Source organism: Pseudarthrobacter sp. J1763, assembly GCF_050490295.1.
Taxonomy (GTDB): Bacteria; Actinomycetota; Actinomycetes; order Actinomycetales; family Micrococcaceae; genus JBNPEO01.
Genome location: NZ_JBNPEN010000001.1, coordinates 16,809 through 38,425 on the forward strand (window position 1 = coordinate 16,809; position 21,617 = coordinate 38,425).

The 21,617-nt window shown below is 57.5% G+C and carries 23 protein-coding genes; all 23 read left to right on the forward strand.

The annotated features are described in order from the left end of the window. Nucleotides 1-339 precede the first annotated feature (339 nt). Nucleotides 340-3,849, forward strand: a complete 3,510-nt coding sequence (gene rpoB, locus ACQQCD_RS00095) for a DNA-directed RNA polymerase subunit beta (protein WP_430266717.1) — start codon at nucleotides 340-342, stop codon at nucleotides 3,847-3,849. Nucleotides 3,850-3,946: 97 nt separating this feature from the next. Then, a complete protein-coding gene (locus ACQQCD_RS00100) occupies nucleotides 3,947-7,849 on the forward strand; it encodes a DNA-directed RNA polymerase subunit beta' (RefSeq protein ID WP_430266363.1) in 3,903 nt (1,300 codons plus the stop codon). Between the two features lie 482 nt (nucleotides 7,850-8,331). Beyond that, nucleotides 8,332-8,706 carry a 30S ribosomal protein S12 gene (rpsL, locus tag ACQQCD_RS00105; protein WP_055239341.1) on the forward strand — a complete coding sequence of 125 codons (375 nt, stop codon included), beginning with the start codon at nucleotides 8,332-8,334 and terminating at the stop codon, nucleotides 8,704-8,706. 1 nt (nucleotide 8,707) lies between these two features. Then, the gene (rpsG, locus tag ACQQCD_RS00110) at nucleotides 8,708-9,178 is read left to right on the forward strand and encodes a 30S ribosomal protein S7 (protein WP_427015310.1); all 471 of its coding nucleotides are present in this window, start codon (nucleotides 8,708-8,710) and stop codon (nucleotides 9,176-9,178) included. 69 nt (nucleotides 9,179-9,247) lie between these two features. Then, a complete protein-coding gene (fusA, locus tag ACQQCD_RS00115) occupies nucleotides 9,248-11,362 on the forward strand; it encodes an elongation factor G (RefSeq protein ID WP_430266364.1) in 2,115 nt (704 codons plus the stop codon). A 244-nt stretch (nucleotides 11,363-11,606) separates the two neighbouring features. Then, entirely contained in the window at nucleotides 11,607-12,797 is a 1,191-nt protein-coding gene (gene tuf / locus ACQQCD_RS00120) for an elongation factor Tu (RefSeq protein ID WP_430266365.1), read from the forward strand. Nucleotides 12,798-12,951: 154 nt separating this feature from the next. Next, on the forward strand, nucleotides 12,952-13,080 hold the full coding sequence (locus ACQQCD_RS00125) for a hypothetical protein (protein WP_430266366.1): 129 nt from the start codon (nucleotides 12,952-12,954) through the stop codon (nucleotides 13,078-13,080). Between the two features lie 457 nt (nucleotides 13,081-13,537). Next, complete coding sequence (gene rpsJ, locus ACQQCD_RS00130; RefSeq protein ID WP_003803825.1) at nucleotides 13,538-13,846, forward strand: 30S ribosomal protein S10; 309 nt, start codon at nucleotides 13,538-13,540, stop codon at nucleotides 13,844-13,846. 17 nt (nucleotides 13,847-13,863) lie between these two features. Further along, entirely contained in the window at nucleotides 13,864-14,514 is a 651-nt protein-coding gene (gene rplC / locus ACQQCD_RS00135; protein ID WP_430266367.1) for a 50S ribosomal protein L3, read from the forward strand. Between the two features lie 4 nt (nucleotides 14,515-14,518). After that, the gene (gene rplD / locus ACQQCD_RS00140; protein ID WP_430266368.1) at nucleotides 14,519-15,139 is read left to right on the forward strand and encodes a 50S ribosomal protein L4; all 621 of its coding nucleotides are present in this window, start codon (nucleotides 14,519-14,521) and stop codon (nucleotides 15,137-15,139) included. Then, nucleotides 15,136-15,441 (forward strand): 50S ribosomal protein L23, encoded by a 306-nt coding sequence (gene rplW / locus ACQQCD_RS00145; protein ID WP_430266369.1) that lies wholly within the window; start codon nucleotides 15,136-15,138, stop codon nucleotides 15,439-15,441. The genes rplD and rplW overlap by 4 nt, the downstream gene beginning before the upstream one ends. A gap of 29 nt (nucleotides 15,442-15,470) precedes the next feature. Further along, nucleotides 15,471-16,310 carry a 50S ribosomal protein L2 gene (gene rplB / locus ACQQCD_RS00150; protein WP_430266370.1) on the forward strand — a complete coding sequence of 280 codons (840 nt, stop codon included), beginning with the start codon at nucleotides 15,471-15,473 and terminating at the stop codon, nucleotides 16,308-16,310. A gap of 12 nt (nucleotides 16,311-16,322) precedes the next feature. Then, nucleotides 16,323-16,604 carry a 30S ribosomal protein S19 gene (gene rpsS, locus ACQQCD_RS00155; RefSeq protein ID WP_003803803.1) on the forward strand — a complete coding sequence of 94 codons (282 nt, stop codon included), beginning with the start codon at nucleotides 16,323-16,325 and terminating at the stop codon, nucleotides 16,602-16,604. Between the two features lie 38 nt (nucleotides 16,605-16,642). Continuing rightward, nucleotides 16,643-17,008 carry a 50S ribosomal protein L22 gene (rplV, locus tag ACQQCD_RS00160; RefSeq protein WP_430266371.1) on the forward strand — a complete coding sequence of 122 codons (366 nt, stop codon included), beginning with the start codon at nucleotides 16,643-16,645 and terminating at the stop codon, nucleotides 17,006-17,008. Next, complete coding sequence (rpsC, locus tag ACQQCD_RS00165; protein ID WP_430266372.1) at nucleotides 17,009-17,845, forward strand: 30S ribosomal protein S3; 837 nt, start codon at nucleotides 17,009-17,011, stop codon at nucleotides 17,843-17,845. Beyond that, nucleotides 17,846-18,262, forward strand: a complete 417-nt coding sequence (gene rplP / locus ACQQCD_RS00170) for a 50S ribosomal protein L16 (protein ID WP_430266373.1) — start codon at nucleotides 17,846-17,848, stop codon at nucleotides 18,260-18,262. 2 nt (nucleotides 18,263-18,264) lie between these two features. Beyond that, nucleotides 18,265-18,594, forward strand: coding sequence for a 50S ribosomal protein L29 (rpmC, locus tag ACQQCD_RS00175; protein ID WP_430266374.1), 330 nt, complete (start codon nucleotides 18,265-18,267; stop codon nucleotides 18,592-18,594). After that, entirely contained in the window at nucleotides 18,591-18,887 is a 297-nt protein-coding gene (rpsQ, locus tag ACQQCD_RS00180; RefSeq protein ID WP_430266375.1) for a 30S ribosomal protein S17, read from the forward strand. The genes rpmC and rpsQ overlap by 4 nt, the downstream gene beginning before the upstream one ends. Before the next feature lie 384 nt (nucleotides 18,888-19,271). Next, a complete protein-coding gene (gene rplN / locus ACQQCD_RS00185) occupies nucleotides 19,272-19,640 on the forward strand; it encodes a 50S ribosomal protein L14 (RefSeq protein WP_056626628.1) in 369 nt (122 codons plus the stop codon). A gap of 3 nt (nucleotides 19,641-19,643) precedes the next feature. Further along, nucleotides 19,644-20,003 (forward strand): 50S ribosomal protein L24, encoded by a 360-nt coding sequence (gene rplX / locus ACQQCD_RS00190; protein WP_430266376.1) that lies wholly within the window; start codon nucleotides 19,644-19,646, stop codon nucleotides 20,001-20,003. Then, nucleotides 20,003-20,584: a 50S ribosomal protein L5 gene (rplE, locus tag ACQQCD_RS00195; RefSeq protein WP_430266377.1), complete on the forward strand. Its 582-nt coding sequence runs from the start codon at nucleotides 20,003-20,005 to the stop codon at nucleotides 20,582-20,584. Before rplX ends, rplE begins: the two co-directional genes overlap by 1 nt. A gap of 79 nt (nucleotides 20,585-20,663) precedes the next feature. Further along, on the forward strand, nucleotides 20,664-21,062 hold the full coding sequence (rpsH, locus tag ACQQCD_RS00200; protein ID WP_430266378.1) for a 30S ribosomal protein S8: 399 nt from the start codon (nucleotides 20,664-20,666) through the stop codon (nucleotides 21,060-21,062). An 18-nt stretch (nucleotides 21,063-21,080) separates the two neighbouring features. After that, on the forward strand, nucleotides 21,081-21,617 hold the full coding sequence (rplF, locus tag ACQQCD_RS00205; RefSeq protein ID WP_430266379.1) for a 50S ribosomal protein L6: 537 nt from the start codon (nucleotides 21,081-21,083) through the stop codon (nucleotides 21,615-21,617).

Below are 21,617 nucleotides of genomic sequence, written 5' to 3' on the forward strand. Positions count from 1 at the left end.
CCGGTGGTGAACTTCGCTAGTGCGCTTTGCCGAGGGGTCTGGCGGCTGAATAGCCATTTGACTAGCCATTCAGCATAGTTGCCTCCAGAGCAATTCTGGGGTAGACACGCGCCTGAAGATGCCGTATCGTTGATATTTGCGTCTTCCCTCAATACCTTCAGCCTTCATATAGCGGTGGGCTAGCTGTGCTATTGCCGTTTAAGCGGTGCGATTCACACGGATCGTCCCGTAGCGGTTGTCGCCAGCACCGGGTCATATAGCGGAACCGGTCAGGTAGCACCACCAGGTGCCATGCGGGGGAGAGCTGAACAAGCCTGAAGGTCTGTGGAAGGATCCCTCTTGGTCGCCTCGAGCACCTCTAATAACCAAACCGCTAACAACGCCGGCACCACCGATGGTGCGACTCGCCGGCTCTCATTCGCGAAGATTCACGAACCGTTGGATGTTCCGAACCTCCTTGCCCTGCAGACGGACAGTTTCGACTGGCTCGTTGGGAACGAACGCTGGCAGGCAAAGGTTGCAAAGGCCGTAGAAGTTGGGGACGACTCAGTCGCTACCACTTCTGGCCTCTCGGATATCTTCGAAGAGATCTCCCCGATCGAGGATTTCCAGGGCACCATGTCCTTGAGCTTCTCGGAGCCGGAGTTCGCTGACCCGAAGTACACCATGGCTGAGTGCAAAGACCGCGACGCCACCTACTCGGCCCCGCTGTACGTCAAGGCCGAGTTCATGAATAACAACACGGGCGAAATCAAGCAGCAGACCGTGTTCATGGGCGATTTCCCGCTGATGACTGAAAAGGGCACCTTTGTGGTGAACGGCACCGAGCGTGTTGTCGTTTCCCAGCTGGTTCGCTCGCCGGGTGCTTACTTCGAGCGCACAGCTGACAAGACCAGCGACAAGGACATCTTCACTGCGAAGATCATCCCGTCCCGTGGTGCTTGGTTCGAGCTCGAAATCGACAAGCGCGATCAGGTCGGCGTCCGTTTGGACCGCAAGCGCAAGCAGTCTGTGACTGTTTTGCTCAAGGCACTTGGTTGGACCGAAGGCCAGATCCTCGAAGAATTCGGCCAGTACGATTCCATGCGCGCCACGCTTGAGAAGGATGCCACTGAGACGCGCGAAGACGCGCTCTTGGATATCTACCGCAAGCTGCGCCCGGGAGAGCCGCCCACCGTTGACGCCGCTCAGGCTTTGTTGGACAACTTGTACTTCAACGCCAAGCGCTACGACCTTGCCAAGGTTGGCCGTTACAAGATCAACCGCAAGCTCGGCATCGACAAGCCGCTCGGCGACCCGGATGCTTCTGTATTGCACATCGAAGACATCGTGGCAATGATCAAGTTCCTTGTTGCTTTGCACGCCGGCGAGAAGACTCTCAAGGGCAACCGCGAAGGTCAAGAAGTTGATTTGCGCGTTGAGATCGATGACATCGACCACTTCGGTAACCGCCGTATTCGCGCCGTTGGTGAATTGATCGAAAACCAGGTCCGTACCGGTTTGTCCCGTATGGAGCGCGTTGTTCGTGAGCGTATGACCACTCAGGACGTTGAGGCCATCACGCCGCAGACCCTGATCAACATCCGCCCGGTTGTTGCTGCGATCAAGGAGTTCTTCGGAACTTCCCAGCTCTCGCAGTTTATGGACCAGAACAACCCGCTTTCGGGTCTGACCCACAAGCGTCGTTTGTCAGCATTGGGCCCGGGTGGTTTGTCCCGCGACCGTGCAGGCATGGAAGTTCGAGACGTTCACCCGTCCCACTACGGACGTATGTGCCCCATCGAAACTCCTGAAGGCCCGAACATTGGTCTGATTGGTTCTTTGGCTTCCTACGGACGTATTAACCCCTTCGGTTTCATTGAGACTCCGTACCGCAAGGTCATCAACGGCAAGGTAACTGACGACGTCGATTACCTCACCGCCGATGATGAGGTTGAGGTCGTTATTGCTCAGGCAAACGCACCTTTGACCGAGGACAACCACTTCGCTGAAGACATGGTTCTTGTGCGTGAACGTGGCGGTTCGGGTGAGCCTGTGCTTATCCCGGCTGCAGACGTTGAGTACATGGACGTTTCGCCGCGCCAGATGGTGTCCGTTGCAACGGCTTTGATTCCGTTCCTCGAGCATGACGATGCTAACCGTGCACTGATGGGTGCCAACATGCAGCGTCAGGCTGTGCCGTTGGTTCGCTCCGAGGCCCCATTTGTGGGTACCGGTATGGAACGTGCAGCTGCAGTAGACGCCGGTGACGTTGTTATCGCTAAGAAGGCCGGTGTGGTTAGCGAAGTTTCCGCTGACCTCGTGGTCATGCTGAACGACGACGGTACCGAGACTAACTACCGCATCGACAAGTTCTCCCGCTCTAACCAGGGCAACTGCTACAACCACCGCGTTTTGGTCAACGAAGGCCAGCGTCTGGAAGTTGGCGGCATCATCGCTGACGGTCCTGCAACGGACCAGGGTGAATTGGCTCTTGGTAAGAACCTGCTCGTGGCATTTATGTCTTGGGAAGGTCACAACTTCGAGGACGCCATCATCCTTTCTCAGCGCATTGTTGCTGAGGACGTTCTCTCTTCGATTCACATCGAAGAGCACGAGATCGACGCCCGCGACACCAAGCTTGGTGCCGAGGAAATCACTCGCGACATCCCGAACGTTTCCGAGGAAGTCCTCGGCGGATTGGACGAGCGCGGCATCATCCACATCGGTGCTGAAGTTGAAGCTGGCGACATTCTGGTTGGAAAGGTCACACCTAAGGGTGAAACCGAACTGACTCCGGAAGAGCGTTTGCTGCGTGCCATCTTCGGTGAGAAGTCTCGCGAAGTTCGCGACACTTCCCTCAAGGTGCCCCACGGTGAGTCCGGAACTGTTATTGGTGTTCGCGTCTTCGACCGCGACGCTGATGACGAGTTGCCCCCGGGCGTGAACCAGCTGGTTCGCGTTTACGTTGCTGCTAAGCGCAAGATCACCGATGGTGACAAGCTTGCTGGCCGTCACGGTAACAAGGGTGTTATTTCCAAGATCCTTCCGATCGAAGACATGCCCTTCCTTGCTGATGGAACCCCGGTTGACATCGTTCTGAACCCCTTGGGTGTTCCGGGACGTATGAACGTCGGTCAGGTTTTGGAAACCCACCTCGGTTGGGTTGCTAAGACCGGTTGGAAGATCGAAGGCGAGCCGGAGTGGGTCAAGAACCTCCCGAACTTGCCTCGTGAAACCGGCCAGACCACCGTTGCTACTCCGGTGTTCGATGGTGCGCGTGAAGAGGAAATCTCCGGCTTGCTGGATTCCACCAACGTCACCCGCGATGGCGAGCGTCTGATCGACTCCTCCGGAAAGACTCGTCTGTTCGACGGCCGCTCCGGCGAGCCGTTCCCGGACCCGATCTCCGTTGGCTACATGTACATCCTGAAACTCCACCACTTGGTGGATGACAAGATCCACGCACGCTCCACTGGCCCGTACTCCATGATCACGCAGCAGCCGCTGGGTGGTAAGGCACAGTTCGGTGGCCAGCGCTTCGGTGAAATGGAAGTTTGGGCGCTCGAAGCATATGGCGCCGCTTACACGCTCCAGGAACTGTTGACGATCAAGTCGGATGACATCCACGGCCGCGTTAAGGTCTACGAAGCCATCGTCAAGGGCGAGAACATCCCGGAGCCTGGTGTTCCGGAATCGTTCAAGGTCCTCATCAAGGAAATGCAGTCGCTGTGCTTGAACGTGGAAGTACTTTCCACCGATGGCACCACGATTGAGATGCGTGACTCTGATGACGCAGTCTTCACGGCTGCGGAGGAACTGGGTATTGATCTGTCTCGCGCAGAGCCCAGCTCCGTAGAAGAGGTTTAATACCGCGACGACGGCGGGTGGGAACCCGCCGTCGTCCACCTCTTTACCGTAACCACAGACTTGAAGAATTTAGAGAACAAGAGAGAACAGGGACCATATGTCCAGCGAATCCTCCTTCGGCCTCATGCAGATTGGCCTCGCCACTGCGGATGACATCCGTGGTTGGTCTTACGGCGAGGTTAAGAAGCCGGAAACCATTAACTACCGCACGCTCAAGCCTGAGAAGGACGGCCTCTTCTGTGAGAAGATCTTTGGCCCGTCCCGCGACTGGGAGTGCTACTGCGGTAAGTACAAGCGCGTGCGCTTTAAGGGAATCATTTGCGAGCGTTGTGGCGTTGAAGTCACCCGCGCAAAGGTTCGCCGCGAACGCATGGGCCACATTGAGCTTGCCGCTCCGGTAACCCACATTTGGTACTTCAAGGGTGTTCCTTCCCGTTTGGGCTACCTCCTTGACTTGGCACCGAAGGACCTCGAAAAGGTCATTTACTTCGCTGCTTACATGATCACCAGCGTGGACGAAGAAGCTCGTCACAACGAACTGCCTAACCTCCAGGTTGAGCATGACGTTGAGAAGAAGCAGCTCATCGACAACCGCGACTCTGACATTGCCACGATCGCCCGTGACCTCGAGGACGAGCTTGCTCGCCTTGAAGGTGAAGGTGCTAAGGCTGCCGACAAGAAGAAGGCCCGCGACTCGGCTGACCGCCAGATGGCGAACGTCCGTAAGCGTGCCGATGCTGAGATCGAGCGTCTCGAGCAGGTTTGGGACCGTTTCAAGAACCTCAAGGTTGCTGACCTTGAAGGTGACGAGGGGCTGTACCGCGAGCTGCGCGACCGCTACGGACTCTACTTCGAAGGCTCCATGGGTGCCGAAGCTATCAAGAAGCGTCTTGAGAACTTTGACATGGCAGCAGAAGCTGAGCTCCTGCGCGACATCATCGCCAACGGTAAGGGCCAGCGTAAAACCCGCGCCCTGAAGCGTTTGAAGGTTGTCAACGCCTTCTTGACCACGAACAACAGCCCTCTGGGTATGGTTCTTGACGCTGTTCCGGTGATCCCGCCGGAATTGCGCCCGATGGTGCAGTTGGACGGTGGCCGCTTTGCGACCTCTGACCTCAACGACCTCTACCGTCGTGTGATCAACCGCAACAACCGTTTGAAGCGTCTGCTTGATCTTGGTGCACCCGAGATCATCGTTAACAACGAGAAGCGCATGCTGCAGGAAGCTGTTGACAGCCTCTTCGACAACGGTCGTCGTGGACGTCCGGTAACTGGCCCGGGTAACCGCCCGTTGAAGTCCCTGAGCGACATGCTCAAGGGTAAGCAAGGCCGTTTCCGTCAGAACCTTTTGGGTAAGCGCGTTGACTACTCTGGCCGTTCGGTTATTGTTGTTGGCCCGCAGTTGAAGCTGCACCAGTGTGGTCTGCCTAAGCAGATGGCACTTGAGCTCTTCAAGCCGTTCGTTATGAAGCGCTTGGTTGATCTCAACCACGCTCAGAACATCAAGAGCGCTAAGCGTATGGTGGAGCGTTACCGCCCGCAGGTTTGGGATGTTCTCGAAGAGATCATCACCGAGCACCCGGTACTGCTCAACCGTGCACCTACCCTGCACCGTTTGGGTATCCAGGCGTTCGAACCGCAGCTTGTTGAAGGTAAGGCAATCCAGCTTCACCCGCTGGTTTGTGGCGCATTCAACGCTGACTTCGATGGTGACCAGATGGCAGTTCACTTGCCGCTGAGCCCCGAAGCTCAGGCTGAGGCTCGTATCTTGATGCTGTCCTCGAACAACATCTTGAAGCCTTCTGATGGCCGCCCGGTGACCTTGCCTTCGCAGGATATGATCATCGGTCTCTACCACTTGACCACCAAGCGTGTTGGTTCTGCTGGCGAAGGCCGTATCTTCTCCTCGGTTTCGGAAGCCATCATGGCCTACGATTCCCGCGAGCTCCACTTGAACTCGCAGGTCAAGATCCGCCTTGAAGGCTTTGTGCCTTACGCAGGTTGGGAAGCTCCGGAAGGCTGGGAGCCCGGTACTCCGGTTCTCGTTCAGACTTCGCTGGGACAGGTGATCTTCAACGACACCTTGCCCGAGGACTACCCGTGGGTTGAAGCTGTTGCTGACAAGGGCGAACTTTCCCGGATTGTTAACGATCTCGCAGAGCGTTACCCGAAGGTAGTTACCGCAGCAACGCTGGATAACTTGAAGGATGCTGGTTTCCACTGGGCCACCCGTTCGGGTGTCACCGTGGCAATCTCTGACATTGAGGTTCCGAAGTCCAAGCCGGCCATCCTGGCCGGTTACGAGACTAAGGCCGCCAAGATTCAGGGCCAGTACGACAAGGGCTTGATTGACGACGACGAGCGTCGCCAGGAACTCATCGAGATCTGGAACTCGGCTACGAACGAGATCGCACAGGCCATGCGCGATTCGCTCTCTCCGATGAACACGATTAACCGCATGGTGTCCTCTGGTGCACGTGGTAACTGGATGCAGGTTCGCCAGATTGCCGGTATTCGTGGTCTTGTGGCTAACCCTAAGGGTGAGATCATCCCGCGTCCGATCAAGTCTTCCTACCGCGAAGGCTTGTCCGTTCTCGAGTACTTCATCGCTACTCACGGTGCTCGTAAGGGTCTTGCTGATACCGCTCTGCGTACCGCCAACTCGGGTTACTTGACTCGCCGTCTGGTGGACGTTTCTCAGGACGTTATTGTTCGTGAAGAAGACTGTGGCACCGAGCGTGGTCTGATGACCCCGATCGCTGTTGCTGACGCTAACGGCGAGCTGGTTCTGGGCGAGAACGTTGAGAACAGCGCTTACGCCCGTACCTTGGCCGTTGATGTTCTTGACGCTAAGGGCAACGTTTTGGCTGCTGCCGGAACTGACTGCGGTGACGTTGTTATTGCTGAGCTCTTCGCTGCAGGCATCACTGAGATCAAGGTTCGCTCCGTGCTGACCTGTGAGTCCAGCGTTGGAACCTGTGCACTGTGCTACGGCCGCTCCTTGGCTACGGGTAAGACCGTAGACATCGGCGAGGCCGTTGGTATTATCGCCGCGCAGTCCATCGGTGAGCCCGGTACTCAGCTGACCATGCGTACCTTCCACACTGGTGGTGCTGTTTCTGCCGGTGGTGGAGATGACATTACTCAGGGTCTGCCCCGTATCCAGGAGCTCTTCGAAGCCCGTACCCCGAAGGGTGTTGCACCGATCGCTGAAGCGGCCGGCCGCATCACCATTGAAGAGTCCGAGCGTCAGATGCGCTTGGTGATTACCCCGGACGATGGTTCCGAGGAAATTGCTTACCCGGTACTGCGCCGTTCACGCCTTCTCATCGAAGATGGCCAGAACGTCACGGTGGGCCAGAAGCTGATCCAGGGTCCGGTTGACCCCAAGCAGGTTCTGCGCATTATGGGTCCGCGTGCTGCACAGAAGTTCCTTGTGGACGAAGTGCAGGGTGTGTACTTGAGCCAGGGTATTGGTATCCACGACAAGCACGTCGAGGTTATCGTCCGCCAGATGCTGCGTCGCGTTACCGTCATTGAGTCCGGCGACTCGAACTTGCTTCCGGGCGAGCTCGCAGAGCGTGGACGCTTCGAAGACGAGAACCGTCGTGTTGTATCCGAGGGCAAGACGCCTGCTGCAGGTCGTCCTGAACTGATGGGTATCACCAAGGCATCGTTGGCTACCGAGTCGTGGCTCTCCGCAGCCTCCTTCCAGGAAACCACCCGCGTTCTGACGCAGGCGGCTATGGAAGGCAAGAGCGATCCGCTCTTGGGTCTAAAGGAGAACGTGATCATTGGTAAGTTGATCCCGGCCGGCACGGGTCTCCCGCGCTACACCGACGTCACCGTGGAGCCCACTGAAGAAGCAAAGGCCAATCTGTTCACCGGCCCCAGCGCATTCAGCGACTTCTCCTACGACACCTTGGGTGGTGACGGAGCTCCTGAGTTCCACGCCATTCCTTTGGACGACTACGACCTCGGCGCAGGATTCTCTAACTAAGATTCACGCCTAGTTCACATCAGTAGTTCAATCACGACGGCGGTCACTCACCTTAGGTGAGTGACCGCCGTCGCGCGTTAACGGTTGTAGGGAGAGTTGAAGGTTGAATGCGGGTTAGCGGTTGGAGCGTGGCTGGCTGGCTGACTGGGGGATATCAACCTGTGCCGGCTCCATTGGGCGTCTGGCCCCGCGCATGGTAGGCTAGTGACTAATTGTTAGTGTGGCAGTGGATGAATTCCGGGTTGCAGGGTCCTTGTGCAACGAATGCCACATTTTTGCATGCCTAGGAGCTGTTTGATCCCGGGATGCCGATGGTAGGTCTTTGACCGGCGTTGGCAGTGGATCTTCCCCGATCATGCGATCCGACTATTAAGTGCTTCGCCTCGACTGCTAAGAGATTCATCTTTAGGCTCAGGCGGCGGGGCAAAGCAACAAGTGAACGGCCGGGAACGGCCGTTCCAGACAAAACGGAGAACACGAAAGTGCCTACGATTCAGCAGCTGGTCCGCAAGGGCCGCTCGCCTAAGGTCTCCAAGACCAAGGCTCCCGCCCTGAAGGGCAGCCCGATGCGTCGCGGTGTTTGCACCCGCGTATACACCACCACCCCGAAGAAGCCGAACTCGGCTCTGCGTAAGGTTGCACGTGTGCGCCTTAACGGTGGCGTAGAAGTAACCGCCTACATCCCCGGTGTTGGTCACAACCTCCAGGAGCACTCCATCGTGCTCGTTCGCGGTGGTCGTGTTAAGGACCTTCCCGGTGTTCGCTACAAGATCGTTCGTGGCGCACTGGATACCCAGGGTGTAAAGAACCGCAAGCAGGCTCGCAGCCGCTACGGCGCAAAGATGGAGAAGAAGTAATATGCCTCGCAAGGGTCCGGCCCCTAAGCGGCCGCTTGTTGTAGATCCCGTATACGGTTCCCCTTTGGTCACTCAGCTGATCAACAAGGTGCTCGTAGACGGCAAGAAGTCCACCGCAGAGCGCATTGTTTACGGCGCACTCGAAGGTGCTCGTGAGAAGAGCGGCGGCGACCCCGTTGCAGCCCTCAAGAAGGCCATGGAAAACATCAAGCCGAGCCTCGAGGTGAAGTCCCGCCGTGTTGGTGGCGCCACCTACCAGGTTCCGGTTGAGGTCAAGCCGGGTCGCGCCACTGCGCTGGCTCTGCGCTGGCTGGTTGGTTACTCCAAGGCTCGCCGCGAGAAGACTATGACCGAGCGTCTCCGCAACGAGATCCTCGACGCCTCTAACGGTCTTGGCGCTGCTGTAAAGCGTCGCGAAGACACCCACAAGATGGCCGAGTCGAACAAAGCCTTCGCACACTACCGCTGGTAACACTGCAGCGTTCGCCGCTGGTCTACTTGGCCAGCGGCGAACGTGTTGTCCATCCGAAAGGGAAACACTGTGGCACAGGACGTGCTTACCGACCTTAATAAGGTCCGCAATATCGGCATCATGGCCCACATTGATGCTGGCAAGACCACTACCACCGAGCGCATCTTGTTCTACACAGGTGTGAACCACAAGATCGGCGAAACGCACGACGGCGCTTCGACGACCGACTGGATGGAACAGGAAAAGGAACGCGGCATCACCATCACGTCTGCCGCCGTGACTTGCTTCTGGAACCAGAACCAGATCAACATCATCGACACCCCCGGTCACGTTGACTTCACCGTTGAGGTTGAGCGCTCCTTGCGCGTCCTCGATGGTGCTGTTGCTGTATTCGACGGTAAAGAGGGCGTTGAGCCTCAGTCGGAGACCGTGTGGCGTCAGGCTGACAAGTACGATGTTCCGCGCATCTGCTTCGTCAACAAGATGGACAAGCTCGGTGCTGACTTCTACTTCACCGTAGACACCATCATTAACCGCCTCGGTGCAAAGCCTTTGGTTATGCAGCTCCCGATCGGTGCTGAGAACGACTTCATTGGCGTTGTTGACCTGCTCGAAATGCGTGCCTTGGTATGGCCTGGTGACGCTAAGGGTGACGTCACTATGGGCGCCAAGTACGAGGTTCAGGAGATCCCCGCTGACCTCAAGGAAAAGGCAGAGGAGTACCGTGCAGCTCTCGTAGAGACCGTTGCTGAGTCCTCCGAAGAGCTCATGGAGAAGTACCTCGAAGGTGAAGAAATCACCGTTGAGGAACTCAAGGCTGGCATCCGCAAGATGACCATCGCTTCCGAGCTCTACCCGGTCTTCTGTGGTTCTGCGTTCAAGAACCGCGGCGTTCAGCCGATGCTTGACGCTGTCATTGACTACTTGCCGAACCCGCTCGACGTCCCCCCGATGATCGGTCACGATCCTCGCGACGAAGAGAAGGAATTGACCCGTAAGCCTTCCTCCGAGGAGCCGTTCTCGGCTCTCGCGTTCAAGATTGCGGCTCACCCGTTCTTCGGTCAGCTCACCTTCATCCGCGTGTACTCCGGTCACGTTGAAGCTGGTGCACAGGTGGTCAACTCCACCAAGGGCAAGAAAGAGCGCATCGGTAAGCTGTTCCAGATGCACGCCAACAAGGAAATGCCTGTTGAGGGCGCTACCGCTGGCCACATCTACGCAGCTATCGGCCTCAAGGACACCACCACCGGTGATACCTTGTGCGACTCTAACGACCAGATCGTTTTGGAATCCATGAGCTTCCCGGCTCCCGTGATCTCCGTTGCGATCGAACCCAACACCAAGGGTGACCAGGAGAAGCTCTCCACCGCTATCCAGAAGCTCTCCGCCGAGGACCCGACCTTCCAGGTCAACCTTGACGAAGACACCGGCCAGACCATCATCGCCGGCATGGGCGAGCTCCACTTGGATATCCTTGTGGACCGCATGCGCCGCGAATTCAAGGTTGAAGCCAACGTTGGTAAGCCTCAGGTTGCCTACCGTGAAACCATCAAGAACCCTGTTGCGCGTCACGACTACACGCACAAGAAGCAGACTGGTGGTTCGGGTCAGTTCGCAAAGATCCAGATTGCGATCGAACCGTTGGATACTTCCGATGGAGAACTGTACGAGTTCGAGAACAAGGTCACCGGTGGCCGTATTCCTCGCGAATACATCCCCTCCGTTGACGCTGGTATCCAGGATGCACTCAACGATGGTGTCTTGGCCGGTTACCCGGTTGTTGGTATCAAGGCAATCCTGCTCGATGGCGCCTACCACGACGTTGACTCTTCGGAAATGGCGTTCAAGATCGCCGGCCGTATGGCTTTCAAGGAAGCTGCACGCAAGGCTAACCCGATCTTGCTTGAACCGATGATGGATGTTGAAGTCCGCACCCCTGAGGAATACATGGGTGAAGTTATTGGTGACATCAACTCTCGCCGTGGCCAGATGCAGTCCATGGAAGATGCACAGGGTGTAAAGGTCATCCGTGCGCACGTCCCGCTCTCCGGTATGTTCGGATACATCGGTGACTTGCGCTCCAAGACCCAGGGCCGCGCCGTGTACTCCATGACGTTCCACAGCTACGCTGAGGTCCCGAAGGCATTTGCTGACGAGATCATCCAGAAGAACCGCGGAGAGTAGTCCTAGGACTAAGTTCCACAAAAACTTGGCTATTGGTCTGGCAACAGACCCATAGTCAGTGCAGATGGCCGGACGAAGCTAGCCGGACTCCGGCCATCTGCGCAAACAGGCTCTAGGGATTAGAATTAATTCCCGAATCTGCAATTTCATCAAACCCCAAGCCCCCAAGTAGACTTGCTAGAGTTTCTGCCGCGAGAAGCGCGGCCGGCAAGTAAGTCTTTTGAAAACGTTCTAGGAGGAACCTGTGGCAAAGGCAAAGTTCGAGCGGACTAAGCCGCACGTTAACATCGGCACCATCGGTCACGTTGACCATGGAAAGACCACGTTGACGGCAGCCATTTCCAAGGTGCTGTACGACCAGTACCCGGATCTCAACGAGCAGCGCGACTTCGCGTCGATTGACTCTGCTCCTGAAGAGCGCCAGCGCGGTATTACGATCAACATCTCCCACGTGGAGTACCAGACCGAGAAGCGCCACTACGCACACGTAGACGCCCCCGGTCACGCTGACTACATCAAGAACATGATCACCGGTGCTGCTCAGATGGACGGCGCAATCCTCGTGGTTGCTGCTACCGACGGCCCGATGGCTCAGACCCGCGAGCACGTTCTGTTGGCCCGCCAGGTTGGTGTTCCCTACCTGCTCGTCGCACTGAACAAGTCCGACATGGTTGACGACGAAGAGCTCTTGGATCTCGTTGAAATGGAAGTTCGTGAGCTCTTGAGCTCGCAGGGCTTCGATGGCGATGAGGCTCCGGTTGTTCGCGTTTCCGGTTTGAAGGCTCTGGAAGGCGACCCGGTTTGGGTTAAGTCTGTTCAGGACCTCATGGCTGCTGTTGACGAGTCCGTTCCGGACCCCGTACGTGACCGTGACAAGCCGTTCTTGATGCCGATCGAAGACGTCTTCACCATCACCGGTCGTGGAACCGTTGTAACGGGTCGCGCCGAGCGCGGTACCCTCGCGATCAACTCTGAGGTTGAAATCGTTGGTATCCGTCCGGTTCAGAAGACCACCGTTACCGGTATCGAAATGTTCCACAAGCAGCTCGACGAAGCTTGGGCTGGCGAGAACTGTGGTCTGCTGCTTCGCGGTCTGAAGCGCGACGACGTAGAGCGTGGCCAGGTTGTTGTAAAGCCGGGTTCCATCACCCCGCACACCGACTTCGAAGGCAACGTCTACATCCTCTCCAAGGACGAAGGCGGACGTCACAACCCGTTCTACTCCAACTACCGCCCGCAGTTCTACTTCCGTACGACTGACGTTACCGGTGTTATCACCTTGCCTGAGGGCACGGAAATGGTTATGCCTGGCGACAACACCGAAATGACTGTCGAGCTGATTCAGCCGATCGCCATGGAAGAGGGCCTCGGCTTTGCTATCCGTGAAGGTGGCCGCACCGTTGGTTCGGGACGTGTTACCAAGATCATCAAGTAATTATTACTTGAGATTGGCCCACTGAGTACCTGGTACTCGCCGGTGCCGCAGGGCCCCGGTCCACACACTTTCGAGTGTGAGGACTGGGGCTTTTCTGCGTCTGCGGTCTGGCTTGTGGTGTGGAGTTCATCACCTGACTGGTAGCCTTCAGGGCATGGGATTCTTGATTTTTCTGGTTGTTGTTGTAGTTGCCGTTGGTGGATACTTTTACATCAAGCGCAATTTTGCCTCGGAGATTGACCGCGCCAAGCGGATAAACCGCGCCAACAAGCGCGGGGAGTAGTCTTCCAAAGGTCGACGAGGGGACGGCACCTTGAGTGCAGCCCCAAATTATCGCGTCCAGCCGGCGAGTGGATTAATCCCTGGTGCAAAGTGGGGGAGCGGAGCTGGATTCGCTATCTTGGCGAAAATCAGCAATACTGGATGAGTTGTTCAAGCGCTTCTTCGTGTCCCGATTCGGATAATGCCGAGTGTCAGGGTCCAGGTTGAAGCCCAAACATAACCCACCCCCATGGAATGTGGCGCAGGTCTGTGACTTTTTTGTCCTAGAAACCGCGACACGCCCGACCGCGGGGGTCGGTTGCTTCGGCAGGTTGAGGAACCCGGATTAAATTCGGATTCAGCCTGTGCGATGGGTGGTAGTTACGACTTCGAATGCTTCGGCAGCCACATGCAACAGGAAAGTGAACAGAGCAGCCCTAATACCTAGAGCCGCACTTACTGAAAGCGAGTCAGGCGACATGGCGGGACAAAAAATCCGCATCCGGCTGAAGTCATATGACCACGAGGTCATTGATGTTTCAGCACGGAAGATCGTTGAGACGGTCACGCGCGCAGGCGCAACGGTTGTTGGCCCAGTGCCGCTTCCGACCGAGAAGAACGTTTACTGTGTAATTCGTTCTCCCCACAAGTACAAAGACAGCCGCGAGCACTTCGAAATGCGTACTCACAAGCGTCTGATCGACATCATTGACCCCACGCCTAAGGCTGTAGATTCGCTCATGCGTCTCGACCTGCCGGCTGACGTGAACATCGAAATCAAGCTTTAGGGAGGTGCTGAGAGACTATGACCGCAACCCGTAATGTAAAGGGCCTGTTGGGCACGAAGCTCGGCATGACCCAGGTCTGGGACGAGAACAACAAGCTCATCCCAGTAACTGTCGTCCAGGCTGACTCAAACGTCGTTACCCAGCTGCGCAATGCAGAGGTAGACGGATACGTCGCCGTACAGATCGGCTACGGCCAGATCGACCCGCGCAAGGTCACCAAGCCGCTTGCCGGCCACTTCGAGAAGGCTGGCGTTACGCCTCGCCGTCACGTTGTTGAAATGCGCACCGCAGACGCTGACACCTACGAACTGGGTCAGGAGCTCTCCGTAGAGCTCTTCGAAGCCGGCCAGAAGATCGACGTCGTCGGAACCTCCAAGGGTAAGGGCTTTGCCGGTGTTATGAAGCGTCACGGCTTCCACGGTGTTGGCGCTTCCCACGGTGCTCACAAGAACCACCGTAAGCCCGGTTCCATCGGTGGCGCATCCACCCCGAGCCGCGTCTTCAAGGGTATGAAAATGGCCGGTCGCATGGGCGCCGTCCGTCACACCACGCTGAACCTCACGGTTCACGCTGTTGACGCTGAGAAGTCGCTGCTCCTGATTAAGGGTGCCGTCCCCGGTGCCCGCGGCCAGGTCGTATTCGTACGCACCGCCGTGAAGGGAGCCTAGTTCAATGGCAAACACAGTCAAGGTAGACCTGCCTGCAGAGATCTTCGACGTACAGACCAACGTGCCGTTGTTGCACCAGGTTGTCGTTGCACAGCTCGCTGCTGCTCGCCAGGGTACTCACAAGACCAAGACCCGCGCTGAAGTTTCCGGTGCAGGCCGTAAGCCGTTCAAGCAGAAGGGTACAGGTCGCGCTCGTCAAGGCTCGATCCGCGCTCCTCACATGACCGGTGGTGGCATTGTCCACGGCCCGACCCCGCGTGACTACAGCCAGCGGACCCCCAAGAAGATGAAGGCTGCCGCACTGCGTGGCGCTCTCTCTGACCGCGCACGTAACGGCCGCATCCACGTGGTTGCAGACTTGGTAAATGGCTCCGCGCCGTCCACCAAGGAAGCACAGATCACGCTGCGCTCCGTATCCGAGCGTAAGAACCTGCTCGTTGTTATCGACCGCGCCAACGATGTTGCAGCACTGTCTGTGCGCAACCTCGAGAGTGTTCACGTTCTCTACGTAGATCAGTTGAACACCTACGACGTGCTCGTCGCCGACGACGTGATCTTCACCCAGGCTGCCTACGAAGCATTCGTTGCTCAGAAGGACAGCAAGAACGAGGAGGATGCCAAGTGAGCGCAGCCACCATCAAGGACCCGCGCGACGTCGTATTGGCGCCCGTGGTTTCGGAGAAGAGCTACGGCCTGATCGACGAGGGAAAGTACACCTTCTTGGTGGACCCTCGCTCGAACAAAGCCGAGATCAAGCTGGCCGTAGAGAAGATTTTCTCTGTCAAGGTCGAATCGATCAACACCATCAACCGTGCCGGTAAGCGCAAGCGCACCAAATTCGGCTGGGGTCAGCGCAAGGGTACCAAGCGTGCCATTGTCTCCCTCAAAGAAGGCACAATCGACATCTTCGGCGGTCCGCTCTCGTAGCGGAGACCACTTTAACGAGGAAATAAATTATGGGAATCCGTAAGTACAAGCCGACTACCCCGGGCCGTCGTGGCTCGAGCGTAGCCGACTTCACAGAAATCACGCGGTCGACTCCGGAAAAGTCGTTGGTCCGTCCGTTGCCCAAAAAGGGTGGACGTAACAACACCGGTAAGATCACGACCCGTCACAAGGGTGGTGGACACAAGCGTCAGTACCGTCTGATCGACTTCCGTCGCCACGACAAGGACGGCGTCAACGCCCGCGTTGCCGAAATCGAGTACGATCCGAACCGCACGGCTCGCATCGCGCTCCTGCACTACGTTGATGGCACCAAGCGTTACATCATCGCTCCTAACAAGCTCAACCAGGGCGACTTCGTAGAAGCAGGTGCCAACGCTGATATCAAGCCTGGCAACAACCTGCCTTTGCGCAACATCCCGGTTGGTACCACCATCCACGCAGTTGAACTGCGTCCCGGTGGCGGTGCCAAGATGGCTCGCTCTGCTGGTGCTTCGGTACAGCTGGTAGCCAAGGAAGGTCGCTTCGCTCAGTTGCGTCTGCCCTCCGGTGAAATCCGCAACGTTGACGTGCGCTGCCGCGCAACCGTCGGCGAGGTGGGCAACGCCGAGCAGTCCAACATCAACTGGGGTAAGGCTGGCCGCATGCGCTGGAAGGGCGTTCGCCCGACAGTCCGTGGTGTAGCTATGAACCCGGTTGACCACCCGCATGGTGGTGGTGAGGGTAAGACTTCCGGTGGACGTCACCCGGTCAACCCGAACGGTAAGCGCGAGGGCCGCACCCGCCGCCCGAACAAAGAGAGCGACAAACTTATTGTTCGTCGCCGCCGTACTGGCAAGAACAAGCGATAGGAGCCTGGACACATGCCACGCAGCCTGAAAAAAGGTCCTTTCGTTGACCAGCACCTCTTTGTGAAGGTAGCCAGGGAAAACGAAAAGGGCACCAAGAATGTCATCAAGACCTGGTCCCGCCGTTCGATGATCATCCCCGACATGCTCGGGCACACGATCGCCGTACACGATGGACGCAAGCACATTCCGGTGTTTGTCACCGAGTCGATGGTCGGGCACAAGCTCGGCGAATTCGCTCCCACGCGGACATTCCGCGGCCATGTTAAGGACGACCGTAAGGGCAAGCGCCGCTAGGCGCCTGCACTTACGTCTTAGACGAGAGAAGGAAAGCAATGGAAGCCAAGGCAATTGCGCGTCATATCCGCGTAACGCCTATGAAGGCCCGGCGCGTCGTCAACCTTGTTCGTGGTAAGCAAGCGAATGAGGCTCTGGCAATTCTGAAGTTTGCCCCCCAGGCAGCTTCGGAGCCGGTTTTCAAGGTAGTTCAGTCGGCCATCGCCAACGCCCGCGTTCTTGCGGACAAAGACGGTGTCGCATTCGACGAGGGCGACCTCTTCATCAGCGAGGCCTTTGTTGATGAGGGCCCGACCATGAAGCGGTTCCAGCCGCGTGCTCAGGGTCGCGCATTTCAGATCAAGAAGCGCACCAGCCACATCACTGTGGTTGTCGCTACCCCTGAGAAAGAGGAGGCTCGCTAAGTGGGACAGAAAGTAAACCCGCACGGGTTCCGACTCGGCATCACCACTGACCACGTTTCGCACTGGTTTGCTGACAGCACCAAGCCGGGCCAGCGTTACAAGGACTTCGTTCGCGAAGACATCAAGATCCGTCAGCTTATGTCCACGGGCATGGAGCGCGCCGGTATCGCCCGCGTAGAGATCGAGCGCACTCGCGATCGTGTTCGTGTGGATATCCACACTGCACGTCCGGGTATCGTTATCGGTCGTCGTGGAGCCGAAGCAGACCGCATCCGCGGCGAGCTCGAGAAGCTCACGGGCAAGCAGGTTCAGCTGAACATCCTCGAGGTCAAGAACCCCGAGATGGAAGCTCAGCTTGTTGCTCAGGGCGTTGCAGAGCAGCTGACTTCACGTGTGGCTTTCCGCCGCGCAATGAAGAAGGCAATGCAGTCCGCTCAGCGTGCTGGTGCCAAGGGTATCCGTATCGCTTGCTCGGGCCGTCTCGGTGGCGCCGAAATGTCTCGCTCGGAGTTCTACCGCGAAGGCCGTGTGCCGCTGCACACCCTGCGTGCGAACATCGACTACGGCTTCTACGAGGCCAAGACCACCTTCGGCCGTATCGGCGTGAAGGTTTGGATCTACAAGGGCGACGTCACCTCCAAGGAACTGGCTCAGCAGCAAGCTGCAGCTCCGTCCCGCGGCCGTGGCGCCGGTGACCGTCCGGGCCGCCCGGCAGGTGACCGCCGTCGTCGTAACGACCGTCCGGCAGCAGACGCAGCTCCCGCAGCTGCAGAAGCACCGGCAGCTGAGGCAGCTGTAGCCGCACCGGCTCAGGCTGTAGAAGGAGGACAGGCTTAAATGCTTATCCCACGTCGAGTCAAGCACCGTAAGCAGCACCACCCGGGTCGTTCCGGCGCTGCTACGGGCGGCACGAAGGTCTCCTTCGGTGAATGGGGTATCCAGGCATTGAGCCCGGCATACGTCACCAACCGTCAGATCGAGTCTGCTCGTATCGCGATGACCCGCCACATCAAGCGTGGCGGTAAGGTCTGGATCAACATTTATCCGGACCGCCCGTTGACGAAGAAGCCGGCCGAAACCCGCATGGGTTCCGGTAAGGGTTCTCCGGAGTGGTGGGTCGCAAACGTCAAGCCGGGACGGGTTCTCTTTGAGATCTCCGGCGTCGAAGAATCGGTAGCCCGCGAGGCCCTGCGCCTGGCGATCCACAAGCTCCCGTTGAAGGCACGCATTTTGCGTCGCGAAGGTGGTGAGTAGAAATGTCAGTAGGATCCAAGGAACTTGCATCCGCACAGCTGGACGGTTTCGACAACGAGCGCCTCGTTGAAGAACTCGGTAAGGCTAAGGAAGAGCTGTTCAACCTGCGTTTCCAGTCCGCCACCGGTCAGCTGGAGAACCACGGTCGTTTGCGCGCTGTCAAAAAGGACATCGCACGCATCTACACCGTTCTGCGTGAGCGCGAGCTGGGCATTCGTGCCGAGGTTGCTCCCGTAGCCGTAGAGGCCAAGGAAGAAAAGAAGTCCAAGAAGGCTGATGCCAAGAAGGCCGACAAGGCTGACAAGGCAGAGACCAAGGAGGACTCCAAGTGACTGAAAAGGACAAGAACGTGACGGAAACTGTTTCCGCTCAGGATCGCGGTGACCGTAAGACGAAGCGCGGCTACGTCGTCTCCGACAAGATGGATAAGACCGTCGTTGTTGAGGTCGAAGACCGTGTGAAGCACGCTCTGTACGGCAAGGTTATTCGCCGTACTTCCAAGATCAAGGCACACGACGAAGAGAACGTGGCCGGCATCGGCGACCTCGTACTCCTCGCCGAGACCCGCCCGCTCTCCGCTACCAAGCGTTGGCGCCTGGTCGAGATCCTCGAGAAGGCTAAGTAAGGTTCAATACCCTACCTAGTTCGAGGCACTCTCAACTGTGCTAAAAGAACCCCCATGCCCCTTAGGGTGTGGGGGTTCTTGCGTTGCCTGTGGTATTGGCTCGAGTAGGGCTGAAGGCGTAAACATGCTAGGATATTGAGTTTGTATGGCGCGAATCGTGCGTTATGCATTCCTCGTAAACAATCGTGCCAGTGCATACTGTGCCAGACCAGACCACCCCAGGGCAGGTTTCGGCCGTGGACTCAGATGTTTCTGGAACGAGCGTTTAGTCCTGTGCTGGCAAAATCCAGGCAGGTCAAGAGACACCCCGATCAACCGTTCCGCAAGGCTCATTCCGTAAGCATGATTTCGGTCTGAGAACCAGCGCGACGCAAGGAGTAAAAATTGATTCAGCAGGAGTCGCGACTCAAGGTCGCCGACAACACGGGTGCTAAGGAAATCCTTACCATTCGCGTTCTCGGTGGATCTGGCCGTCGCTACGCAGGCATTGGCGACGTAATCGTCGCAACCGTCAAGGATGCAATCCCGGGCGGTAACGTCAAGAAGGGTGACGTCGTAAAGGCTGTCATCGTTCGTACCAAAAAGGAACGCCGCCGTGTGGATGGTTCCTACATCAAGTTTGACGAGAACGCAGCTGTGATCTTGAAGGCAGACGGTGACCCTCGTGGTACCCGTATCTTCGGACCGGTTGGCCGCGAACTTCGTGACAAGAAGTTCATGAAGATCGTTTCTCTGGCCCCGGAGGTGCTGTAACTCATGGCGAAAATTAAAAAGGGTGACCTCGTTCAGGTCATCACCGGCGCAAAGCAGGAACGCGGCGGCGACCGTGGCAAGCAGGGCAAGGTTCTGCGCGTAATCCCCGAGACCAACCGTGTGTTGGTTGAAGGCATTAACCGCATCACCAAGCACACCAAGGCTGGCCAGTCGGACCGCGGCACCAAGACCGGTGGCATCGAGATCGTCGAAGCCCCGATCCACGTTTCCAACGTTGCACTCGTTGACCCGTCCACCAAGAAGCCCACTCGCGTTGGCTTCCGCGTTGAGACGGTAGAGCGCAATGGCGTAAAGCGCGAAGTTCGCGTCCGCGTATCCAAGAGCTCCGGGAAGGACATCTGATGACTGAGACTCTCGAGACTCCAGCAGGCAAGATTGTTCCTCGCCTGAAGACCAAGTACGCAGACACCATCAAAAAGTCGCTGCAGGACGAATTCAGCTACGCCAACGTGAACCAGGTTCCGCGTTTGGTCAAGGTTGTTGTGAACATGGGTGTTGGAGATGCCGCCAAGGACTCCAAGCTGATCGACGGCGCTGTCCGCGATCTCACCCTGATCACCGGCCAGAAGCCGCAGGTCACTAAGGCTCGTAAGTCGATCGCACAGTTCAAGCTGCGCGAAGGCATGCCCATCGGTGCACACGCAACCATGCGTGGAGACCGTATGTGGGAATTCGTGGACCGTCTGGTAACGCTGGCACTGCCGCGTATCCGTGACTTCCGCGGCCTCAACGGCAAGCAGTTCGATGGTAACGGTAACTACACCTTCGGTCTGACCGAGCAGGTTATGTTCCACGAGATCGACCAGGATTCCATCGACCGCACTCGCGGTATGGACATCACGGTAGTGACCACCGCAAAGACCGACGACGAAGGCCGCGCACTGCTTAAGGCGCTTGGCTTCCCGTTCAAGGCCGAAGACTAATCTAACTACGTAACAGGTCCTTCGCCGAGGCTTTGTGCCACGTCGAGGAAACCAGTACGAGGAAGGGCTATAGCCCAAAATGACTATGACAGATCCTGTCGCAGACATGCTTACGCGTCTGCGCAATGCAAACTCGGCGTACCACGACTCCGTGTCCATGCCGTACTCCAAACTGAAGGCACGCGTTGCCGACATCCTGAAGGCTGAGGGCTACATTGCCTCCTGGAAGGAAGAAGAAGCAGAGGTTGGCAAGAAGCTGACCCTCGAGCTGAAGTTTGGTCCGAACCGCGAGCGTTCCATTGCTGGCGTCCGCCGTATTTCCAAGCCGGGCCTGCGTGTATACGCAAAGTCCACCAACTTGCCTCACGTGCTCGGTGGCTTGGGTATCGCAATCCTGTCCACCTCTTCCGGCCTCTTGACTGACAAGCAGGCTGGCAAGAAGGGCGTGGGCGGCGAAGTCCTCGCGTACGTCTGGTAACGGGAAAGGAAGAGAATAATGTCACGTATTGGACGTCTCCCCATCACCGTTCCGGCCGGCGTAGAAGTCAAGGTCGACGGTTCCGTCGTCTCCGTCAAGGGTACTAAGGGCGAGCTGAGTCACACTGTGGCCAGCCCGATCGAGGTCACCTTGGAAGATGGAACCCTGACGGTTACCCGCCCGAATGACGAGCGCGAATCTCGCTCGCTCCACGGTCTGACACGCACCCTGATCTCTAACATGATCGAGGGCGTTACTAACGGTTACGAGAAGAAGCTCGAAATCGTTGGTACCGGTTACCGCGTACAGGCCAAGGGTGCAGACCTTGAGTTCGCTCTTGGTTTCAGCCACCCGGTAAGCATCACTGCTCCGGATGGTATCTCCTTCGCAGTAGAGGGCCCCACGAAGCTCTCCGTTGCAGGAATCAACAAGCAGCAGGTCGGCGAGGTCGCTGCTAACATCCGCAAGCTGCGCAAGCCGGACCCGTACAAGGGTAAGGGCATCCGTTACGCCGGCGAAGTTATCCGCCGCAAGGTCGGAAAGGCTGGTAAGTAA